The sequence below is a fragment of the Nocardia sp. NPDC051900 genome, from assembly GCF_044452545.1.
Classification (GTDB): domain Bacteria; phylum Actinomycetota; class Actinomycetes; order Mycobacteriales; family Mycobacteriaceae; genus Nocardia; species Nocardia sichangensis.
This window is the reverse complement of sequence record NZ_JBITBU010000007.1, coordinates 290,246-307,629: the sequence shown is the minus strand read 5'-3', so window position 1 is coordinate 307,629 and position 17,384 is coordinate 290,246. Positions and strand designations below refer to the sequence as shown.

20 protein-coding genes and 1 pseudogene are annotated in these 17,384 nt (G+C 69.0%); 14 read left to right on the top strand and 7 right to left on the bottom strand.

The annotated features are described in order from the left end of the window. Positions 1 to 29 precede the first annotated feature (29 nt). The 4 genes and pseudogenes from ACIA5H_RS14450 (at position 30) to ACIA5H_RS14435 (ending at position 1,920) form a co-directional block, all read left to right on the top strand. Entirely contained in the window at positions 30 to 455 is a 426-nt protein-coding gene (locus ACIA5H_RS14450) for a hypothetical protein (protein ID WP_397076371.1), read from the top strand. Positions 456 to 596: 141 nt separating this feature from the next. Next, a pseudogene (locus ACIA5H_RS14445) lies at positions 597 to 1,007 on the top strand (multiprotein-bridging factor 1 family protein); the annotation flags it as partial. Between the two features lie 82 nt (positions 1,008 to 1,089). Continuing rightward, positions 1,090 to 1,362 (top strand): hypothetical protein, encoded by a 273-nt coding sequence (locus tag ACIA5H_RS14440; RefSeq protein WP_397076494.1) that lies wholly within the window; start codon positions 1,090 to 1,092, stop codon positions 1,360 to 1,362. Positions 1,363 to 1,509: 147 nt separating this feature from the next. After that, entirely contained in the window at positions 1,510 to 1,920 is a 411-nt protein-coding gene (locus ACIA5H_RS14435; RefSeq protein WP_397076369.1) for a hypothetical protein, read from the top strand. A 112-nt stretch (positions 1,921 to 2,032) separates the two neighbouring features. Here ACIA5H_RS14435 and ACIA5H_RS14430 read toward each other — a convergent pair whose 3' ends face one another. Continuing rightward, positions 2,033 to 3,415, bottom strand: a complete 1,383-nt coding sequence (locus ACIA5H_RS14430; RefSeq protein ID WP_397076367.1) for a DUF1731 domain-containing protein — start codon at positions 3,413 to 3,415, stop codon at positions 2,033 to 2,035. 220 nt (positions 3,416 to 3,635) lie between these two features. Next, a complete protein-coding gene (locus tag ACIA5H_RS14425) occupies positions 3,636 to 4,925 on the bottom strand; it encodes a M23 family metallopeptidase (protein WP_397076365.1) in 1,290 nt (429 codons plus the stop codon). A 537-nt stretch (positions 4,926 to 5,462) separates the two neighbouring features. Between ACIA5H_RS14425 and sucC the strand changes: the two genes are divergently transcribed. From sucC to purH, 6 genes are all read left to right on the top strand, one after another. Further along, positions 5,463 to 6,629, top strand: a complete 1,167-nt coding sequence (gene sucC / locus ACIA5H_RS14420) for an ADP-forming succinate--CoA ligase subunit beta (RefSeq protein WP_039801161.1) — start codon at positions 5,463 to 5,465, stop codon at positions 6,627 to 6,629. Between the two features lie 26 nt (positions 6,630 to 6,655). Next, the gene (sucD, locus tag ACIA5H_RS14415) at positions 6,656 to 7,570 is read left to right on the top strand and encodes a succinate--CoA ligase subunit alpha (protein WP_379250737.1); all 915 of its coding nucleotides are present in this window, start codon (positions 6,656 to 6,658) and stop codon (positions 7,568 to 7,570) included. Between the two features lie 410 nt (positions 7,571 to 7,980). Further along, entirely contained in the window at positions 7,981 to 9,054 is a 1,074-nt protein-coding gene (locus tag ACIA5H_RS14410) for a DUF5336 domain-containing protein (protein ID WP_379250739.1), read from the top strand. A gap of 92 nt (positions 9,055 to 9,146) precedes the next feature. Next, complete coding sequence (locus ACIA5H_RS14405; protein ID WP_397076362.1) at positions 9,147 to 10,640, top strand: DUF6350 family protein; 1,494 nt, start codon at positions 9,147 to 9,149, stop codon at positions 10,638 to 10,640. Between the two features lie 87 nt (positions 10,641 to 10,727). Then, positions 10,728 to 11,354 carry a phosphoribosylglycinamide formyltransferase gene (gene purN, locus ACIA5H_RS14400; RefSeq protein ID WP_379250743.1) on the top strand — a complete coding sequence of 209 codons (627 nt, stop codon included), beginning with the start codon at positions 10,728 to 10,730 and terminating at the stop codon, positions 11,352 to 11,354. Then, positions 11,351 to 12,922, top strand: coding sequence for a bifunctional phosphoribosylaminoimidazolecarboxamide formyltransferase/IMP cyclohydrolase (purH, locus tag ACIA5H_RS14395; protein WP_355074642.1), 1,572 nt, complete (start codon positions 11,351 to 11,353; stop codon positions 12,920 to 12,922). Before purN ends, purH begins: the two co-directional genes overlap by 4 nt. 219 nt (positions 12,923 to 13,141) lie before the next feature. On the opposite strand, the gene ACIA5H_RS14390 is transcribed toward purH, so the two are convergent. Further along, positions 13,142 to 13,603 (bottom strand): hypothetical protein, encoded by a 462-nt coding sequence (locus ACIA5H_RS14390; RefSeq protein WP_397076359.1) that lies wholly within the window; start codon positions 13,601 to 13,603, stop codon positions 13,142 to 13,144. A 212-nt stretch (positions 13,604 to 13,815) separates the two neighbouring features. On the opposite strand from ACIA5H_RS14390, the gene ACIA5H_RS14385 reads away from it, so the two are divergent. After that, positions 13,816 to 14,400, top strand: a complete 585-nt coding sequence (locus ACIA5H_RS14385) for a LysM peptidoglycan-binding domain-containing protein (protein WP_379250747.1) — start codon at positions 13,816 to 13,818, stop codon at positions 14,398 to 14,400. Positions 14,401 to 14,488: 88 nt separating this feature from the next. On the opposite strand, the gene rpsR is transcribed toward ACIA5H_RS14385, so the two are convergent. Genes rpsR through rpmB form a run of 4 tightly spaced genes read right to left on the bottom strand, consistent with a single transcriptional unit; the run spans position 14,489 to position 15,502 of the window. Further along, the gene (rpsR, locus tag ACIA5H_RS14380) at positions 14,489 to 14,743 is read right to left on the bottom strand and encodes a 30S ribosomal protein S18 (protein ID WP_011211513.1); all 255 of its coding nucleotides are present in this window, start codon (positions 14,741 to 14,743) and stop codon (positions 14,489 to 14,491) included. 34 nt (positions 14,744 to 14,777) lie between these two features. After that, positions 14,778 to 15,083 (bottom strand): 30S ribosomal protein S14, encoded by a 306-nt coding sequence (gene rpsN, locus ACIA5H_RS14375; protein WP_379250749.1) that lies wholly within the window; start codon positions 15,081 to 15,083, stop codon positions 14,778 to 14,780. Between the two features lies 1 nt (position 15,084). Further along, positions 15,085 to 15,255, bottom strand: a complete 171-nt coding sequence (rpmG, locus tag ACIA5H_RS14370) for a 50S ribosomal protein L33 (RefSeq protein WP_327110225.1) — start codon at positions 15,253 to 15,255, stop codon at positions 15,085 to 15,087. 10 nt (positions 15,256 to 15,265) lie between these two features. Beyond that, the gene (gene rpmB / locus ACIA5H_RS14365) at positions 15,266 to 15,502 is read right to left on the bottom strand and encodes a 50S ribosomal protein L28 (protein WP_397076355.1); all 237 of its coding nucleotides are present in this window, start codon (positions 15,500 to 15,502) and stop codon (positions 15,266 to 15,268) included. Positions 15,503 to 15,604: 102 nt separating this feature from the next. Between rpmB and mrf the strand changes: the two genes are divergently transcribed. Genes mrf through rpmF form a run of 3 tightly spaced genes read left to right on the top strand, consistent with a single transcriptional unit; the run spans position 15,605 to position 17,383 of the window. After that, positions 15,605 to 16,951, top strand: coding sequence for a ribosome hibernation factor-recruiting GTPase MRF (gene mrf, locus ACIA5H_RS14360; RefSeq protein ID WP_397076353.1), 1,347 nt, complete (start codon positions 15,605 to 15,607; stop codon positions 16,949 to 16,951). Next, entirely contained in the window at positions 16,948 to 17,208 is a 261-nt protein-coding gene (locus tag ACIA5H_RS14355; RefSeq protein ID WP_397076351.1) for a type B 50S ribosomal protein L31, read from the top strand. The genes mrf and ACIA5H_RS14355 overlap by 4 nt, the downstream gene beginning before the upstream one ends. A gap of 1 nt (position 17,209) precedes the next feature. Next, positions 17,210 to 17,383, top strand: coding sequence for a 50S ribosomal protein L32 (rpmF, locus tag ACIA5H_RS14350; protein ID WP_355074628.1), 174 nt, complete (start codon positions 17,210 to 17,212; stop codon positions 17,381 to 17,383). Position 17,384: the final 1 nt, after the last annotated feature.

The window sequence follows — 17,384 nt, the reverse complement described above, 5'->3', positions numbered from 1 at the left end:
GCCGGTGTCGCGCCGGTAGCGTCCGCCGCGTGGATACGATCGCACAGCATCTCCTGTGGTTCCTGCCCATGCTCTGGCTCGGCATGGTGTTGGCCATCTCGTTCCTGGAAGCGCCGCTGAAGTTCCGCGCACCGGGGGTCACGCTGCCGCTGGGGCTCGGCATCGGCCGCCTCGTGTTCCGCGCGCTGAACACCGTGGAGGCCGTGCTCGCGGTGCTGCTGGTGCTCGCCGCAGTGATCGTCGGCCCCGGCGCGGCGACGTGGGCGTGGCTGGGCCTCGCCGCGGCAGTGCTGGCCGTTCAAATCGTGGTGGTGCGCCCGCCGCTCTCACGCCGCTCCGATCGCGTGCTCGCGGGCGAGGAACTGCCGCGCTCCCACGCCCACTACTGGTACATCGGCCTGGAGGGCGTCAAGGTCGTCGCGCTGGTCGCCCTCGCGATCGCGGCGGCGCCGTAGAGCGGCCGCTGTCCTCCGTCCGTCACCACCATGCGCGCAGACCCGGCCCTTCTCGTGCTCTTTCTCGACACTCCGACCTTCTCGCGCTGGTGCGTCATTCTGGACCCATGACGATCTCGCCCTGTGCCGTTGCATGGTCTGATGCGCTTCCGGAACGCTCAACGGCGTTTCGGGAGCTTCTTGCCAACCGGCAGGCCACAGCCCGGCGTCGGGCCGCTCGGCGCTGATCCGTTCGCGTTCGCGGGCGGCGCGCCACTCGGCGGCTACGCGATCGATGATCGCTTGCGCCGACATGTCGTCTTGCTCGCCGTCTCGCCACCAGTTGAACCCCATCGCGTGCACCCCTGCTGTTCTCGCTCGTCAAAGTTCGCTCTGGACTGGGAAAACGGCTACAGCGCGTCTACCGATCCACGCATGGGGACGGACGGGGGATTTGCTCCTGACATCGGGGAACGTCTGCGAGCAGCCAGGCAGGCGGCGGGGCTCTCACTGGCCGAACTGGCTGCCCGCATATCGTTCTCGCGCAGCTACCTGGGTCATGTGGAGACCGGAACGCGGCGCCTCGGCCGATGTGGTCGCCGCCTACCTGCGCGCATGCGGCGAAATGACATGCGACCCTGTCACACTGGTCAGTATGTTGGGCCGAGCGGACGTCGACCGGCGGTCGTTCCTGCGCACATCCGTCTACAGCGCCGCGCTGTCCGCGACAGCGCTGGTGTCACAGTCCGATGTGGCCCGGTTGATGCGCATCGACGAATCCGCGCACGTAGGCATGCCGGAAGTCCGTGCCGTCCAGGGAATCACGGATGCCTTCCTGCGCATGGACGAGGTCAAGGGCGGCGGCATCGGCCGAACCGCCGTCGCGGAGTTCCCGAGTACGCTCTCCAGCCCAGACCAGTGGTCGTGACCTCCGCCCGGATGGGTTCGGCGCACGTCGGCATGCCGGACTGGGCGCGCGGCACCCAGAACGGCCGCGCCAGTAAATCGGGTGACGGCTTGCTCGTATGGTCGTAGCCTTCGCGACGTAGCCCGCTTGTACCGTCGAGGACGCCTGATGATCAGCGAAACGATTCCCATGTGGACCTCCCAGCGCACGCTGGTCCCCCTGCGCGATTTGCTCGAGTTGTTCCCGCCGAACGACTGGCGGTGGGTGGTCGAGGAGTTCGACGGGACGTTCGGTCGATTGTCCACCGGAAGCACTCGTCCCGCCTGGGCACAGTTCCAGGAGATGGTGTCCGCCGGTGCAGTGGCATTCGATTGGGATGGAATCCGACAGTTCGCGGACGGTGTCGATCAGATGATCGATGGCCGGATTGTCGCGACCGATGAGAACCACACCACTGTGGTTCGGTTGGACGCGTTCGACAGCACTGAATACGAAATCGTCATCGATCCGGGCTGGGGCGGAGCGGCTGCGTTCGTTTCCGCTGTCCGGTCCAAGTGGGCTCCCCGGGACGCATCGTAGGGGAGCAGTCCGGGGGCTCCGACGCTGCGTAGACGTGAGCGATACGGGTGCGTACTTCCCTGGCGTGGACCATCCTGCCGGAGAGGCCGCATGACCGGTCCGTTTCGCGGTGTCAATGCGGCAGCAGGTCTGCCAACGCCTTGTCGAGGGTGGGGTAGCGGAAGGTGAAACCTGCCTTCTTCAGTACCTCCGACGTGGCGTGACGGCCGGTCAGACCGAGGGCCGGATCGGAGCGCAGGAGGAGCGCGCCTAGCTTCAGCACGAATTCCGGGGTCGGCGGCGCGGGCGGCCGGTGCAGGCGCTTGCGGAGGACGCGCATCAGCTCGCGGTTGCGGACCGGCGTATCGGTGGCGGCCACCAGGATTCCGTTCGGCAGTTCGAGCGCCGGATCGAGGCCGAGTGCGGCGCGGACGATCGCGAGCCAGTCCTCGATGTGGATCCAGCTGAACCACTGCTCGCCGGAACCGACTCGACCGCCGAGGCCCGCTCGGGTGAGCTGGGAGAGGCGTCGCAGGGCGGGCGCTTGTGGGTCGAGCACGATCGAGGTGCGCAGAATCGTCCAGTGCGCCGCGCGAGCGGAGTCGAAGGCACGCTCCCACGGTTCGGCGACGCCGGTCATCTGCGGCAGCCCGATCGGCAGGGGAGTGCTTTCGGTGCAATGAGTTTCGCCCGCATCGGACCAGATCGCGGTAGTGCTCGCCTGCACCCAGTAGTCGATCGGCGCGTCCAGCGTCGCGGCGGCGGCAACCAGAGCGCGGGTGGAATCCACTCGGCTGGAGCGTAATTCGGCGACGTTCTCCGGTGTCGGTCGGCAGTCGACCAGCTTCCCGGCGAGGTTGACGATCGCGGTCCGTCCTGGATTGGAAAGTGCCGCAACCCATTCGCCGACCGAATTGCCGTCCCACTCCGCTTGATCGAACGGCAGCTGGGGATCGCGACGGCGGGTGAGTATGACGGCGCGATGCCCACGACAGGTGAGGTCGGCGGCGACATGCCTGCCCAGCCCGCCGGTGCCGCCCGGGATGACCACCGTGAGCGCGTCGGCGGCGGGCTCGAGTCCGGCCGAGCGGGCCAAGCGGGCGAAACACACCCGCACATCGGTTTCCAGGAACGCGGCCTCGAGCAGCCGGGCCATACCGGCCGACGCGCCGAGGAAGGTCAACCGCTGGGTGATTTCGGTGCCGCCGTCGCGCGGCGTCAGCGTCCAGGTCAGCCGCATCCGCCCGAGCGGTTCGGGTTGCTCGATCCGCAGCTCCCGTTCCGGCCGGACAGCGGCGACGATGAACGGCAGCACGGCGCGCCCGTGCAAAGCGCGGTGCGCCTGCCCCTGCGGCACATAGCTTCCCGTACTGCCCACTGCGACCGGACTGTCCAGCCGCACCGACGCGATCCCCGGGTTCCATTCCGGCCATCGCGGCGGATCGGCGAGTACCTCCCAGATCCGTTCAGCAGGCAACGCGATGAATTGTGTGTACGTCGTTGTACGTCGTGCCATGGGCTCGACGCTAACCCGATGTCTGCCGCGGGGGAATCGTGTGCATCGTCATGTACCGCGACACACCTCGACCCAACGAGAATGCGCTGGCCAGGCTGCGCGGGCGAAGTCTCGCGCCACAGGGGGGCGCGCGATCCACCTCTAGCTTGTGCGATCCATGGTCCGCCGGGTCGCGGCCAGCCGACTGGGAAGGCGCGTCAGGCACGCGTCAAGGCGTCGCTCAGTCGCGCTGCGGGCCGAGGCTGATGCCACGGGTGGCCAGCCAGGGCAGCGGGTCGACCTTGTCGGTGCCGTTCAACCAGACCTCGAAGTGGCAGTGCGGGCCGGTGGAGAACCCGCGGTTGCCGATCGTGGCGATCTGGTCACCGGCGAGCACACGCTGGCCCGCCGACACCGTGGCGGTGTCGATGTGGCCGTAGATGGTGACGGTGCCGTCGTCGTGCAGCAGGCGGACCCACATGCCGAAGCCCGAGGCGGGACCGGCCTCGATCACGGTGGCGTCGGCGACGGCGTAGATCGGGGTGCCGATCGGGCCCGCGATGTCGATGCCGAGGTGTTGCACGCCCCAGCGGGCGCCGAAGCCGGAGGTGAAAGTGCCCGCGGCGAACCTGGTGAACAGCGGCCGAAGCTTCGAGGCCTCCTGGGCGGCGAGGTCCTCGGCGTACTTCTGGCCCTTTTGCAGGATGTCGTTGAACTGATCGAGGTTGGCCGGCGCGGAGACGCTCAGCACCTGCGGTGAGTCCGGCGCCGCCGTCGGGTCGGCAACGTTCATCGACTGCGCGGCGATCTCGTGGATCTGTCCGGCGGCTTCGTAGTCGACCGCCTGCGAGGGCTGGTCGGGCGAGGCGAACGCGGCCTGTCCGGCCGCTACGACAGCGCCAGCGGCGACGGCCGCCACCGCGGCGCGTCCCTTGAGCGCGGCGGGCGGCGCGGCCACCCGGTGCGCGCCACCGCGCTTGTTCGTGGCGCGGCGCCCCGGGATGACGGTCGGAAGAGCGCGTGCGCCCGGCTCCTCGTCGGACTCGGATTCGGGCTCGGCGGTCTCGGTCGCCCAGGACTCCTCGGGAGCCCAGCAGCCGGTGTCGGACACCCAGGCCCGCTCGTCGGGCGCCCAGGTCTCCTCTTCGGCCCACGCCTCGCCGGAGTTCCACGCCTGGCCGGAGTTCCAGGACTCGCCGGAGTTCCATGCCGCACCATCGGACCAGGCCTCCTGCTGGGCCCAATCCTGTTGCGGCCAGGAGTTGTTCGTGGCCCAGGAGTTGTCGGACGTCGCGTTCGCGTGGACCGGCTGGTCGTAGCCCCCGTCGTGGACGGGCGACTCGGTCTCGAAACCGTATCCGGCGCCGGCGGCCTGCAAGTCGTACTCGCCCTGCGGAGCCTCGTACCCGGCGTAGTGCGGGTCGAACGATGGCTCGGCATAGCTCGCCGGGGCGAAGGACTCGTCGTCGGGGCGGTAACGATGTCCCGTCCGCGAGCGATCAGTGGGAGCGAAGGTGGAACTGTGGTTCATCGGCGGTGCCACATCGTGAAGCTGGTGGAACTCGAAAGCCGCTTGACCAGCGGCGTCGATCGGTCGAATGCGGAGCGGCTCTCCGTCTGCGGAGCGCTGTGCTGCGTCAAAGCTTGCCGTCCTCCTAGTCGTGACCGTGTTGTGACATCGACCGCATTGACGGTAACGAAACGATTGAGCCGCGACAAGCGGTGCGCAGCTTCCGTAACAAACATGTGAGATTCATCACGCTTAGCCCGCGGAATATCTCACTGCGGTATGGGCACCCCTGAGAGGTCGTTCAACGACAAATTGTAGTAGATTCCGGCGCGCTCCCGGGTTCGGTCCTCTACCTGGCGCGGTGTCAGCAACCTACTCGCCAGTAGTGTTGGCCAGCGGTTTTGCCGCTCCGGACGACGCCGGGTGACCTGCGCCACTTAGGATGAACGTGGCCGATTGGCCCTCCATGTGACTGGTTAGAGTCCGACCCGACCCGCTTCCGACGTCGGGCCGCCAACAAAGACGTTGTCATCACAACGCAGACGAGACGGTGAGTACATGGATCTCTTCGAATATCAGGCGAAGGAGCTCTTCGTTAAGCACGGAGTGCCTTCGTCCGAGGGCCGCGTCACGGACACGGCCGAGGACGCCCGCGCCATCGCGGAGGAAATCGGCAAGCCGGTGATGATCAAGGCTCAGGTGAAGGCCGGTGGCCGTGGCAAGGCCGGTGGCGTCAAGTACGCCGCGACCCCGGACGACGCGCTCACGCACGCGCAGAACATCATCGGCCTGGACATCAAGGGCCACATCACCAAGAAGATCCTGGTGGCCGAGGCCAAGGACATCGCGGAGGAGTACTACATCTCCTTCCTGCTGGACCGGGCCAACCGGACCTACCTGGCCATGTGCTCGGTCGAGGGCGGCATGGAGATCGAAGAGGTCGCCGCGACCAAGCCGGAGCGGCTGGCGAAGGTTCCGGTCGACGCGGTCAAGGGCGTCGACCTGGCGTTCGCGCGCTCGATCGCCGAGCAGGGCCACCTGCCCGCCGACGTGCTGGACGCCGCGGCCGTGACCATCCAGAAGCTGTGGGAGGTGTTCGTCGCGGAGGACGCCACCCTGGTCGAGGTCAACCCGCTGGTGCGCACCCCGCAGGACGAGATCCTCGCGCTGGACGGCAAGGTCACCCTCGACGAGAACGCCGGATTCCGCCACCCGGAGCACGAGGCGTTCGCGGACAAGGACGCGACCGACCCGCTCGAGCTCAAGGCCAAGGAGAACGACCTCAACTACGTCAAGCTCGACGGCGAGGTCGGCATCATCGGCAACGGCGCAGGCCTGGTCATGTCCACCCTGGACGTCGTCGCCTACGCGGGCGAGGGCCACGGCGGCGTGAAGCCGGCCAACTTCCTGGACATCGGCGGCGGCGCCTCGGCCGAGGTGATGGCAGCGGGTCTGGACGTCATCCTGAACGACAGCCAGGTCAAGAGCGTGTTCGTCAACGTGTTCGGCGGCATCACCGCGTGCGACGCGGTCGCCAACGGCATCGTGAAGGCGCTGGAGATCCTGGGCGACGAGGCCAACAAGCCGCTGGTCGTCCGCCTGGACGGCAACCGCGTCGACGAGGGCCGCAAGATCCTGGCCGACGCAAACCACCCGCTGGTGACGCTGGCGCAGACAATGGACGAAGGCGCCGACAAGGCCGCCGAACTGGCAGCCGCCCGATAACGACGGCCGAGTAAGGACGAAAAGAAATGTCTATCTTCCTGAACAAGGACTCCAAGGTCATCGTCCAGGGCATCACCGGCGGCGAGGGCACCAAGCACACCGCGCTGATGCTGAAGGCGGGCACCCAGATCGTCGGCGGTGTGAACGCGCGCAAGGCGGGCACCACCGTCGCGCACGCCGACAAGGACGGCAACGCGGTCGAGCTGCCGGTGTTCGGCACCGTCGCCGAGGCCATCAAGGAGACCGGCGCCGACGTGTCCATCGCGTTCGTGCCGCCGAAGTTCGCCAAGGACGCCATCATCGAGGCCATCGACGCGGAGATCCCGCTGCTGGTGGTCATCACCGAGGGCATCCCGGTGCAGGACACCGCCTACGCGTGGGCCTACAACGTGGAGAAGGGCGGCAAGACCCGGATCATCGGCCCGAACTGCCCCGGCATCATCACCCCCGGCGAGTCGTTGGTCGGCATCACCCCGGCCAATATCACCGGCAAGGGCCCGATCGGCCTGGTGTCCAAGTCGGGCACGCTGACCTACCAGATGATGTACGAGCTGCGCGACTTCGGCTTCTCGACCTCCATCGGCATCGGCGGCGACCCGGTCATCGGCACCACCCACATCGACGCCATCGAGGCGTTCGAGAAGGACCCGGAGACCAAGCTGATCGTGATGATCGGCGAGATCGGCGGCGACGCCGAGGAGCGGGCCGCGGCCTACATCAAGGCCAACGTCACCAAGCCGGTCGTCGGCTACGTGGCAGGCTTCACCGCCCCCGAGGGCAAGACGATGGGCCACGCGGGCGCCATCGTGTCCGGCTCCTCGGGCACCGCCCAGGCGAAGAAGGACGCGCTGGAGGCCGCGGGCGTGAAGGTCGGCAAGACGCCGTCCGAGACCGCCGCGCTGGCTCGCGAGATCCTGGAGAAGGCCAGCATCAGCGCCTGATCTCCGCACCGTGCACGAAGGCCGCCTCCGAATTCGGGGGGCGGCCTTCGTCATGTGTGGCGGGGGCTCAGGCTTGGGCAGAAGCCGAGCGTCCGGTCCAGCCACTCGCGGTTCTCCTCGCTATCCATCACGAGGCAGCCGGGCGGATGGTTCATCTCGTTGTCACCGGGAATTCCCCGCTATTGAGAATCCGTGTGGTGTGAAAAGCGCCATCGCGGGCAACAGTTTCAAGGAGCGGTAGGTGGTCTCGCTAGGAGCTTCGCGCCGGACACCGCCGCGACCTGCCGTGATGCGGGCGAATCCGCTCGCCGCGGCCGTCGCGGCGGGATGACCTCGGCGAGGGAGTGCAGTAGCGTCAGAAGTAATCCAGCCGTGAAGACCATGTACGACTCGATTTAGGAGACGACGACATGTCCTACCCGACCGGGGGCTCTGGGTACAACACACCCTCGCCCTCAGCGCCATCCAGCCAGAGTTCGGCCGCGGGTGGTGCCACTTCAGGTTCGAGCGCTACCGGTTCCGATGCCAAAGGTCTGCCGTTCTTCCTGGTGGTCGGCGTAGCGGCGCTCGGCGTGATCAACTTCCTGCTCGGCTTCCTGCCGTTCCTGGGCAGGAAGCCGATCGATATCGGCGGCCGCACGGTCAGCACGACGGAGACGGCCAACCTCTTCGAGGTCGCGTCCGGCTCGCCGCTGCTCGGCCTGCTGCTGCTCGGCGGTCTGCTCGCCGGACTGTCGCTGCTGCCCAAGCAGAACTGGACCGGTGCGGCCGCGGCGGCTTCGACCGCGGGCTTCGTCGCGTTGCTGTTCCAGTCGTTCAACTTCGGTTCGGGCAGCGAGCTGAAGGTCGGTGCGTTCGTCCTGCTCGTGCTGTCCTTCGTGCAGGCAGCGGTGGCGATCGCCGCGACGCTGTTCGAGGTGGGCATCCTCAAGGCGCCCGCGCCGCGCCCCGCCGCCGCGCCGAGCGGGTTCGGTCAGGGCGGCTACGGCCAGCAGCCGTCGTACGGACCGGGGCAGCAGTCCTACGGGCAGCCGGGTCAGCAGCCCGGCTACGGCGCGAGCCCCTACGGGCAGGCCGGGTACGGCGCGCAGTCCGCGCCGCCGCAGTTCCCGTCCCAGCAGGGGCAGCCGTCGCCTTACGGGCAGAGCCAGCCGAGCTACGGACAGAGCCAGCAGGGCCAGGCGTACGGACAGCCGCAGTCGCCTTACGGGCAGAGCCAGCCGACCACGGCCTACGGCGCGCCCCAGCAGCCGGGTTCGCCGTACGGCGCGCAGCCGCGCCCCGACGAGAGCGTGACCCAGCACTTCGGCGGCCAGCAGCAGTCCGGTCAGCAGTCGCCCTACGGTTCCCCGAGCTACGGCCAGCAGCAGGCTCAGACCGGCCAGCCGAGCCAGCAGAGCGGTCCGTTCGGCGGCGAGCAGAGCGGCGACCCATCCTCGGACGCCACCCAGGCATTCCGCCCTTCGGACGACAAGAACAAGTAGGGAACTCAGCGGCGTCCTCCCCGGTGCGGCGATCGCGTGCCTGCGGCGCGCCTGACCCGTTCGCGCCGGGGAGGATGCCACGCTGAAATGCCATGAGCTCCTCCAGAAACTCCTCGGCCCGCCGGATCGGCGGGCCGCGCTCGTCGCAGCCGCACCCCGACGCGGACGAAGCCGGGTTTCTGTCCCTCACCCCGGAGCGGTCCAGGGTGCTCATCGCCGTAGCGGGCCGCCCGTCCGCCTTCGGGCTGACCACCCTCGTCGTCCTCGTGCTCGCCACGCTCCTGGCGGCGGGCAGCGATCTGGACGGCGCCTCCGGCGCGATCGCCGCCTCCTGGTTGGGCGTGCACCAGGTTCCGCTGGTGATCGGCAAGACCTCGCTCGGCTTGCTTCCGCTGTTGCCGACCGCCCTGCTGGTCTGGCTGGCCGCGCGGGAATGCGCGCGCGCCGTGGAACCGCAATGCACTCGAGCGGATCTCGGGTGGATCGTCGGCGCCGCGGTGGGCGGTCCGCTGCTGGTCACCATCGTCTGCCTCGCGGTCACCGAAGACGCTTCCGGTGTCATCGCGCTGCAACCGCCGAACACCCTCGCCGCCTTCGTGTGGGTCGCCGCGTTGTATCTGCTCGCCGCCGCCATCGGCATCGCCGTCCGTCTCCGGCGCGAGTTGTTCGTGCTGCTGCGCCTGCCCGATTGGGCGGTCTCCGGCCTCTACGGCGCGGGCCGGTCCGTCCTGCGCCTGCTGGGTTGCGCGAGCGCCGTGGTGGTGGTGTCGTTCCTCGCCCACGTTTCGCGGCTCGGTGACATGTATCAGTCGGCGGGCAATGTCGGCGGCGTCCTCGGCCTGACGCTGCTCTCGCTGGCGTATCTGCCGAACCTGGTGATCCACACCGTCGGTGTGCTGGTCGGTTCCAGCGCGCAGATCGGCGTCGCCTCGTTCGGGGTGTTCTCCGTCGTCGGCGGCCCGATCCCGGCGTTTCCGTTGCTCGCGGCAGTGCCGACCGGTCCGGCGGCGGGTTGGTGGCCGGTGGTGCTGATGATCCCCGCGGCGGTCGGCGTGCTCGGCGGGCTGGACATCGCGCGCACTTCCACCGATCGGATCGGTGCGCCGTGGGCCACGCTCGTCTCCGCCGCGCTCGCCGCGCTCGCGCTGACCGTGGCGGGCGCGGTCGCGGGCGGCGAACTCGGCGAGGTGGGCCGGGTCGGCCTGCACCTGCCGATCTTCGCCTCGGTCACGTTCGCCTGGCTGGCGATCCCCGGCTACGCGGGCCTGGCGTTCGCCCGCTGGTTCCTCGTGCCGGTCGGCGTCCCACCGGCGGACTACACCGATCCGTACGACGATTACCCCGACGACGACGCAGACTACGACGGCTACTACGAGACCGACGACGGCGACTACTACGAGGACGACGACTACTACGACGACTACGACCGGCCCGCGCTGGAGGCCCCGCTGGACGCCGAACTCGTCGACGAGCCGCCCGCGATCGAGACCGTCGGTCGGTCTCACGACCACGCCGCGGGCGACATCGTCGACGCCGAAGTGGTCGAGGCGGACCTGCCGGACAGTGACCGGGTGGACGGTCGTTAGGCTCTAACCCGGCGGTGCCGCATCCGTCCGCTATCCGATCGATCAGGGAGTAGAGCGCTGACGTCCCCGTATGCCTCGTGGAAGCCCGTGACGACGCCGGCCACCGTCGTCGTCCTGGCGTCGGGCACCGGTTCGCTGCTTCACGCCCTGCTGGACGCCGCGGCCGCGCCCGGCTATCCGGCGAAGGTCGTCGCGGTCGGCGTCGACCGGCTGTGCGCGGCCACCACCCATGCCGACGCCGCGGGCGTACCGCATTTCCGGGTGGCGCTGAAGGACTTTCCGGACCGCGCCGCGTGGGATGCCGAGCTCACCGAGGCGGTCGCCGAGCACCAGCCGGATCTGGTGGTGTCGGCGGGCTTCATGAAGTTGCTCGGTCCCGCTTTCCTGGACCGGTTCGGCGGACGGATCATCAACACCCACCCCGCCCTGCTGCCCGCGTTCCCCGGCGCGCACGGCGTGCGGGACGCGCTCGCCTACGGTGCGCGGGTCACCGGCTGCACCGTGCACCTGGTCGACGAGGGCGTGGACACCGGGCCGATCCTGGCGCAGGAGGCGGTGCCGGTGCTGCAGGGTGACGACGAGGCCACCCTGCACGAGCGCATCAAGATCGTCGAGCGACGGTTGCTGGCGGAGGTCGTCGCCGCCGTCGCGACGCGAGGCATTGTCTCCGATGGACGAAAGGCAGTTATCCCAGATGAGCGAGTTCTCCGGTGAGTGAACGCAAGCCGATCAGCAGGGCGCTGGTGAGCGTCTACGACAAGACGGGTCTCGTGGAGCTCGCGACCGGTCTGCACGCGGCGGGCATCGAGCTGGTCTCGACCGGGTCCACCGCGGGCAGGATCGCGGACGCGGGCATCCCGGTGACCAAGGTCGAGGACCTGACCGGGTTCCCGGAGACCCTCGACGGCCGGGTCAAGACCCTGCACCCGCGGGTGCACGCGGGCATCCTGGCGGACTCGCGCAAGCAGGAGCACGTCGATCAGCTGGTCGAGCTCGGCGTCGAGGCGTTCCAGCTGGTGGTGGTGAACCTCTACCCGTTCACGCAGACCGTGGCCAGTGGTGCGACGCCGGACGAGTGCGTGGAGCAGATCGATATCGGTGGCCCGTCCATGGTGCGCGCCGCGGCGAAGAACCACCCGTCGGTGGCGGTGGTCGTGGACAGCGGCGACTACGACGACGTGCTCGCCGCGGTGAAATCCGGCGGCTTCACCTTGGCCGAGCGCACAGCCTTGGCGGCCAAGGCTTTCCAGCACACCGCGAGTTATGACGTGGCGGTCGCGAGCTGGATGACCAACGTGCTGAGCGCGGGCGACACGGCCGAGGACACGGCGGTCCGGTTTCCCGAGTGGCTCGGCGGCACTTGGGAGCGGTCGGCGGTGCTGCGTTACGGCGAGAACCCGCATCAGTCCGCGGCCCTGTACACCAACGGCGACGGCAGCCCTGGGCTGGCGCAGGCGCGGCAGTTGCACGGCAAGGAGATGTCGTACAACAACTACGTCGACGCCGACGCGGCCTGGCGCGCCGCCTACGACCACGAGGCTCCGGCCGTGGCGATCATCAAGCACGCCAACCCGTGCGGCATCGCGCTCGGCGCCGACATCGCGGAGGCGCACCGCAAGGCGCACGCCTGCGATCCGGTGAGCGCGTACGGCGGGGTGATCGCGGCGAACCGCGAGGTCACCGTGGAACTGGCCGAGCAGGTCGCCGAGATCTTCACCGAGGTGATCGTCGCGCCGTCCTACGCCGACGGCGCGGTGGAGGTGTTGCAGCGCAAGAAGAACGTGCGCATCCTCGTGGCCGAGCCGCCGACGCGCGCGGGCGCCGAACTGCGTCCGATCAGCGGCGGCGCCCTGCTGCAACAGCGTGACGTGCTGGACGCGCCGGGCGACGACCCGGCTCATTGGACCTTGGCCGCTGGCGAGGCCGCCGACGCGGAAACGCTCGCCGATCTGGCGTTCGCCTGGCGCGCTTGCCGGGCCGTGAAGTCCAACGCCATTCTGCTCGCGCACGACGGCGCTTCGGTCGGTGTCGGCATGGGCCAGGTCAACCGCGTGGACGCGGTGGGTCTCGCGGTCCAGCGGGCCGGGGACCGGGCCAAGGGGTCGGTGGCGGCCTCCGACGCCTACTTCCCGTTCCCGGACGGTCCGCAGACCTTGATCGCGGCCGGTGTCCGCGCCATCGTGCAGCCCGGCGGTTCGGTGCGCGACCGGGAGACCATCGACGTCGCCCGCGAGGCGGGCGTCACCCTCTATCTCACCGGGGCCCGCCACTTCGCCCACTGAGTTCGATGGTTCCGCGACGCCGCGTCGGATCGAGGATCCGGCGCGGCGTTCTTCGTTCGATTCCCGCCCGTATCGCGCGGTCGGGCAAGGGTTTCGGTGGTCCCCTCCGAGAACTGTGCTCGGGCGCATCAGGAGTCGTGCGAGGCGACCCGTCGCAAGCCGGCAGCTATTCGGTTACGAGTGAACAGTGCGGGACCAGCCTGTCGTGCGCACCGAGCGCTAGACCGCGCTGAGCACCGTGCGGTTTCCGAGTGGCTCTTTCAGCGGTACCTCCAGCGTGCCGAAGACCGCGATCATCGCGCACATCCGGCCCACCGCCTCGGCGCGGCTGCCGGAGCGCAGTTCGACCGTGACCGTCGACGCGGTCTCGGTGACCGTGGCGTCCACGCCGTAGCACTCCGGCGAACCGGTTTCGAAGTTCACGGCTATCTTGTTGTCTCCCAATCGAGTCCACGATCGGAATGGGATCGGATGCGCGCCGACGATGGACGGGTCGGCGGTGAATTCGTTGCCCTGGCCCCCGCGCGGGTCCTCGGTGGGCGTGTGCGCCGCCGCGCTCGGAGAGGCGCTCGTGCTCGGCGTTTTCCCTTCGTCGTCCGAGCCGCCGCAGCCCGCGGCGGCAAGACAGGCGAGCACTACGGCGACAGCTGTGGCGGCGCGTCCGGCCTGGATCCGATCCATACCGACACCCTAGTCCCGGCGTCGGTTCACATACCGCACAGCGGGTGCGTCGTGCACTGGGACGAACCCCACAGTGAACGTTCCGCGAACCCTGCGCGTAATAGCTCCCAAAGTCGTTCGGGGGCAGTAAGTTCTGCGGGGATGCGCGCCGGAGCCGTTGCGGCGCTCATCATGTCGGATGCTCTACCAGCTTTTTCCGGAAAGGAAGTATCGTGGTCGACACGCTGCGCGTAGGCGAAGAACTCGGGCGAGGGCAGTCCCTCCAGGGCGGGGCTTACACCCTCACCCTCCAGGACGACGGCAATCTAGTGCTGTCCGAGCCGGGCGGGAATGTCGTGTGGGCCACCCAGACGCACGACCAAGGCGTGGAGCGGGCCGTGCTGCAGCACGACGGCAACTTCGTCCTCTACAAGAGCGACGGCGCGGTCTGGGCGACGGAGACCAACGACCAGGCCGCCGATCGGCTGGTCGTGCAAGCGGATCGCAATGTCGTGCTGTACGGCACGGACGGCAGCGCGCTGTGGGCTTCCGGAACCGACACCGACACTCCGCTGCCCGCCCCGGAGCCGGAAGCGGAACCGGTGCAAGAGCAGGTCGCGGCTCCCGCCGCCGAGGAGGTGCCGCCTCCGCCGCCCGCGCCGGAGCCGCGCACCTACACCGTCGAGCCGGGCGACACCCTGTGGGCCATCGCCGAGCGTTTCTACGGCGACGGCAACCGCTACCAGGAGATCGCGGACGCCAGTGGCATCCCGAACCCGGACGCGATCAACCCCGGCCAGGTCCTGACCATCCCGTGACCCGGCCGGTTCGGTAGCGACGACGACAAAGACCCCCGGTGCTCGCGCATCGGGGGTCTTTCCGGTTCGCTCGTGTCGCGGAGTGCGTTCAGCGGCTGGTGAACGGCAGCAGCGCCATCTCACGGGCGTTCTTCACCGCGACGGCGACCTGGCGCTGCTGCTGCGGGGTGAGCCCGGTGACCCGGCGGCTGCGGATCTTGCCGCGATCGGAGATGAACGTACGCAGCAGGTTCACGTCTTTGTAGTCGACCGTCTCGATGCCGGCGGCGATGAGCGGGTTCTTCTTCGGACGGCGGGCCTGCTCTGCGCGAACCTTCTTCGACGGTGCTCGCTTGACTGCCATATGACGAGTTCCTTCTCACGAGATCAGTGGTTGTCTACCAGCTCGATTTGTGCACACCGGGCAACTCGCCCCGGTGGGCCATCTCGCGCACACGCACACGGGAGAGTCCGAACTTCCGGAGGTGACCGCGCGGTCGTCCGTCGGCGGCGTCCCGATTGCGCAATCGTACCGGACTGGCGTCGCGCGGCTGCCGCCGCAGTTCGGCCTGGGCAGCCGCGCGTTCGGCCTCCGGTGTGCCCGGCTTCCGGATGAGCTCCTTCAGTTCGGCGCGGCGTCCCGCGTAGCGCGCCACGATCGTCCTGCGCTGCTGATCGCGCGCTATCTTCGACTTCTTCGCCATCTCAGCGCTCCTCACGGAAGTCGACGTGTCGGCGCACCACTGGATCGTATTTGCGCAGCACGAGGCGGTCCGGGTCGTTGCGGCGATTCTTGCGGGTCACGTAGGTGTACCCGGTGCCCGCCGTGGACTTCAGCTTGACGATCGGGCGGATGTCGGTCGATTTCGACGCCATGGGTCGCTCCTCAGATCTTGTCGCCACGGGCCCGGAGCCGCGACACCACGGCCTCGATCCCGTCCCGATCGATGGTCTTGATGCCCTTGGCGGAGACGGTCAGCGTGATGCGCCGGTCTTCGCTGGGCAGGTAGTAGGTCTTGCGCTGGACGTTCGGGTTCCAGCGGCGGCTGGTCCGCTTGTGCGAGTGCGACACGGACTTGCCGAATCCGGGCTTGCGCCCGGTGACCTGGCAGTGGGCCGACATCCGGACTCCCTCCAGTAGTTGATAATCATTTTCGACAACGGCTGCTCGACAATGTACCGTTGCCGTACAGCAAATGAAAATCATTACTGAAAGGGGTTCCCGGTGGCTGCGGATTCCACCCTGGTCCCATCCGGCTCCGACCGCAGAACGCCCGTGCTGGTGCTCGCCGGTTTCGCCGGACTCGCCGCGGCGGGCGTGGATCGCGCGGCCGCGGTGCTGGGTGCGGCCGCGGGCACCGTCGTGGTCCGCCACGATCTGACCCAACTGCGGGAGGGCGTCGTGCGTCGCACGGTGCGCACCGCGACGCAGGAGACCTCGGCCGTGCTCGAACTCGCGCACGGCTGTGTCTCCTGCACCCTGCGGATGGATCTGCTTCCGCTGCTGTGCACCCTTTCTAAGCGGCAGTCGGTGGATCGCATCGTGCTCGCGCTCGACCCCGCGTTCGAGGCCGAGGCGGTGTGCCGAGCCATCGAGCAGGTAGTGGTCACCGGCGTGCACGGTCGCATCGACGGCCCGGCCGGGCGCGACGTCCGGGTGGACGCGGTCCTGACCTGCCTGGACGCCGGCGTCTGGCTCGCCGACGCGACCGGTGACGAGACGCTCGCCGAACGCGGTCTCGCGGCCGCCGAGGACGACCGGACGGTGGCGCAGGTCGCGGTGGGGCAGGTCGATTTCGCCGATGCCGTCCTCGTCCTCGGCGCCGCCGCGGACGGAGCGCTGCTCGTCGACGCGGCGGTCGAGCGAGGCAAGCTCGCCGCGGTCCTGGCCAGGCTGGTTCCCGGCGCGCCGATCGCCTGGGTGGACGAGCCGGGTTCCGTCACGCCCGCGCTGGTCGAAACGCTGCTCGCGCGCGTCCCCGCCGATTCGCGCCGGGGGCGGGTCTTCGACGCGCACGCACCGCTTCTGCGTGGCCGGCCGCCCTTGACCAGTGACTACGGCGTCGAACTCGTGGAGTTCGCCGCGGCGCGGCCGTTCCATCCCGCCCGCCTGCACGAGGCGCTCGACGTATTGTTCGACGGCGTCGTGACCGCGCGCGGCCGCCTGTGGCTGGCCACCCAGCCCGACGAGGTGGTGTGGCTCGAATCCGCTGGCGGTGGCCTGCGGGTGGGCGGTGCGGGGCGCTGGCTGGCCGCGATGCCGGAAGCGGAACGGGCCGAGGCGGACCCGGAGCGTCTCGCGATGGCCGCCCTGCGCTGGGACGAGCGATTCGGCGACCGGGACGTCTCGCTGTCGATCCTGGTCCACGACGCCGATCCGGCACAGATCCGGGAGGCGCTGCACTGGGCGCTGGTGGAGGACGACGAATTGCGCCTGGTCGAGCGCGCGCCGGAGCGGGTCGCCCGGTGGGAGGACCCGTTCGGCGAGTGGCACGCCGATCCGTGCGCGAGTGACGGGGAGGCGGGGCAGCCCGTGCAGGACCTGAAAACCCCGAAAGGAGAGGCGAAATGAAGAAGGGTATCCATCCGGACTATCACCCGGTGGTCTTCGAGGACGTGAGCACCGGCAAGCGGTTTCTCACCCGGTCCACGGCAACCGGTACGCGCACCGTGGAGTGGGTCGACGGCAACACCTATCCGTTGCTGACGGTGGACGTCACCGCCGATTCGCACCCGTTCTGGACCGGTGCGCACCGCGTGCTGGACGCCCAGGGGCGGGTGGAGAAGTTCGAACGCAAATACGGCAAGCGCGTGCGGAAGGAGGCCTGAGATGGCGGTGCCGAAGCGGAAGATGTCGCGGTCGAACACCCGTAGCCGCCGGTCGAACTGGAAGGCCGCACCGGTGGATCTGGTGGCGGTGACCGTCGGAGGCGTCGTGCGTCGGGTGCCGCGCAGGTTGGTCGCGGCCGTGCGGCGCGGCTTGATCGACGTCGAGAAACTCTGAG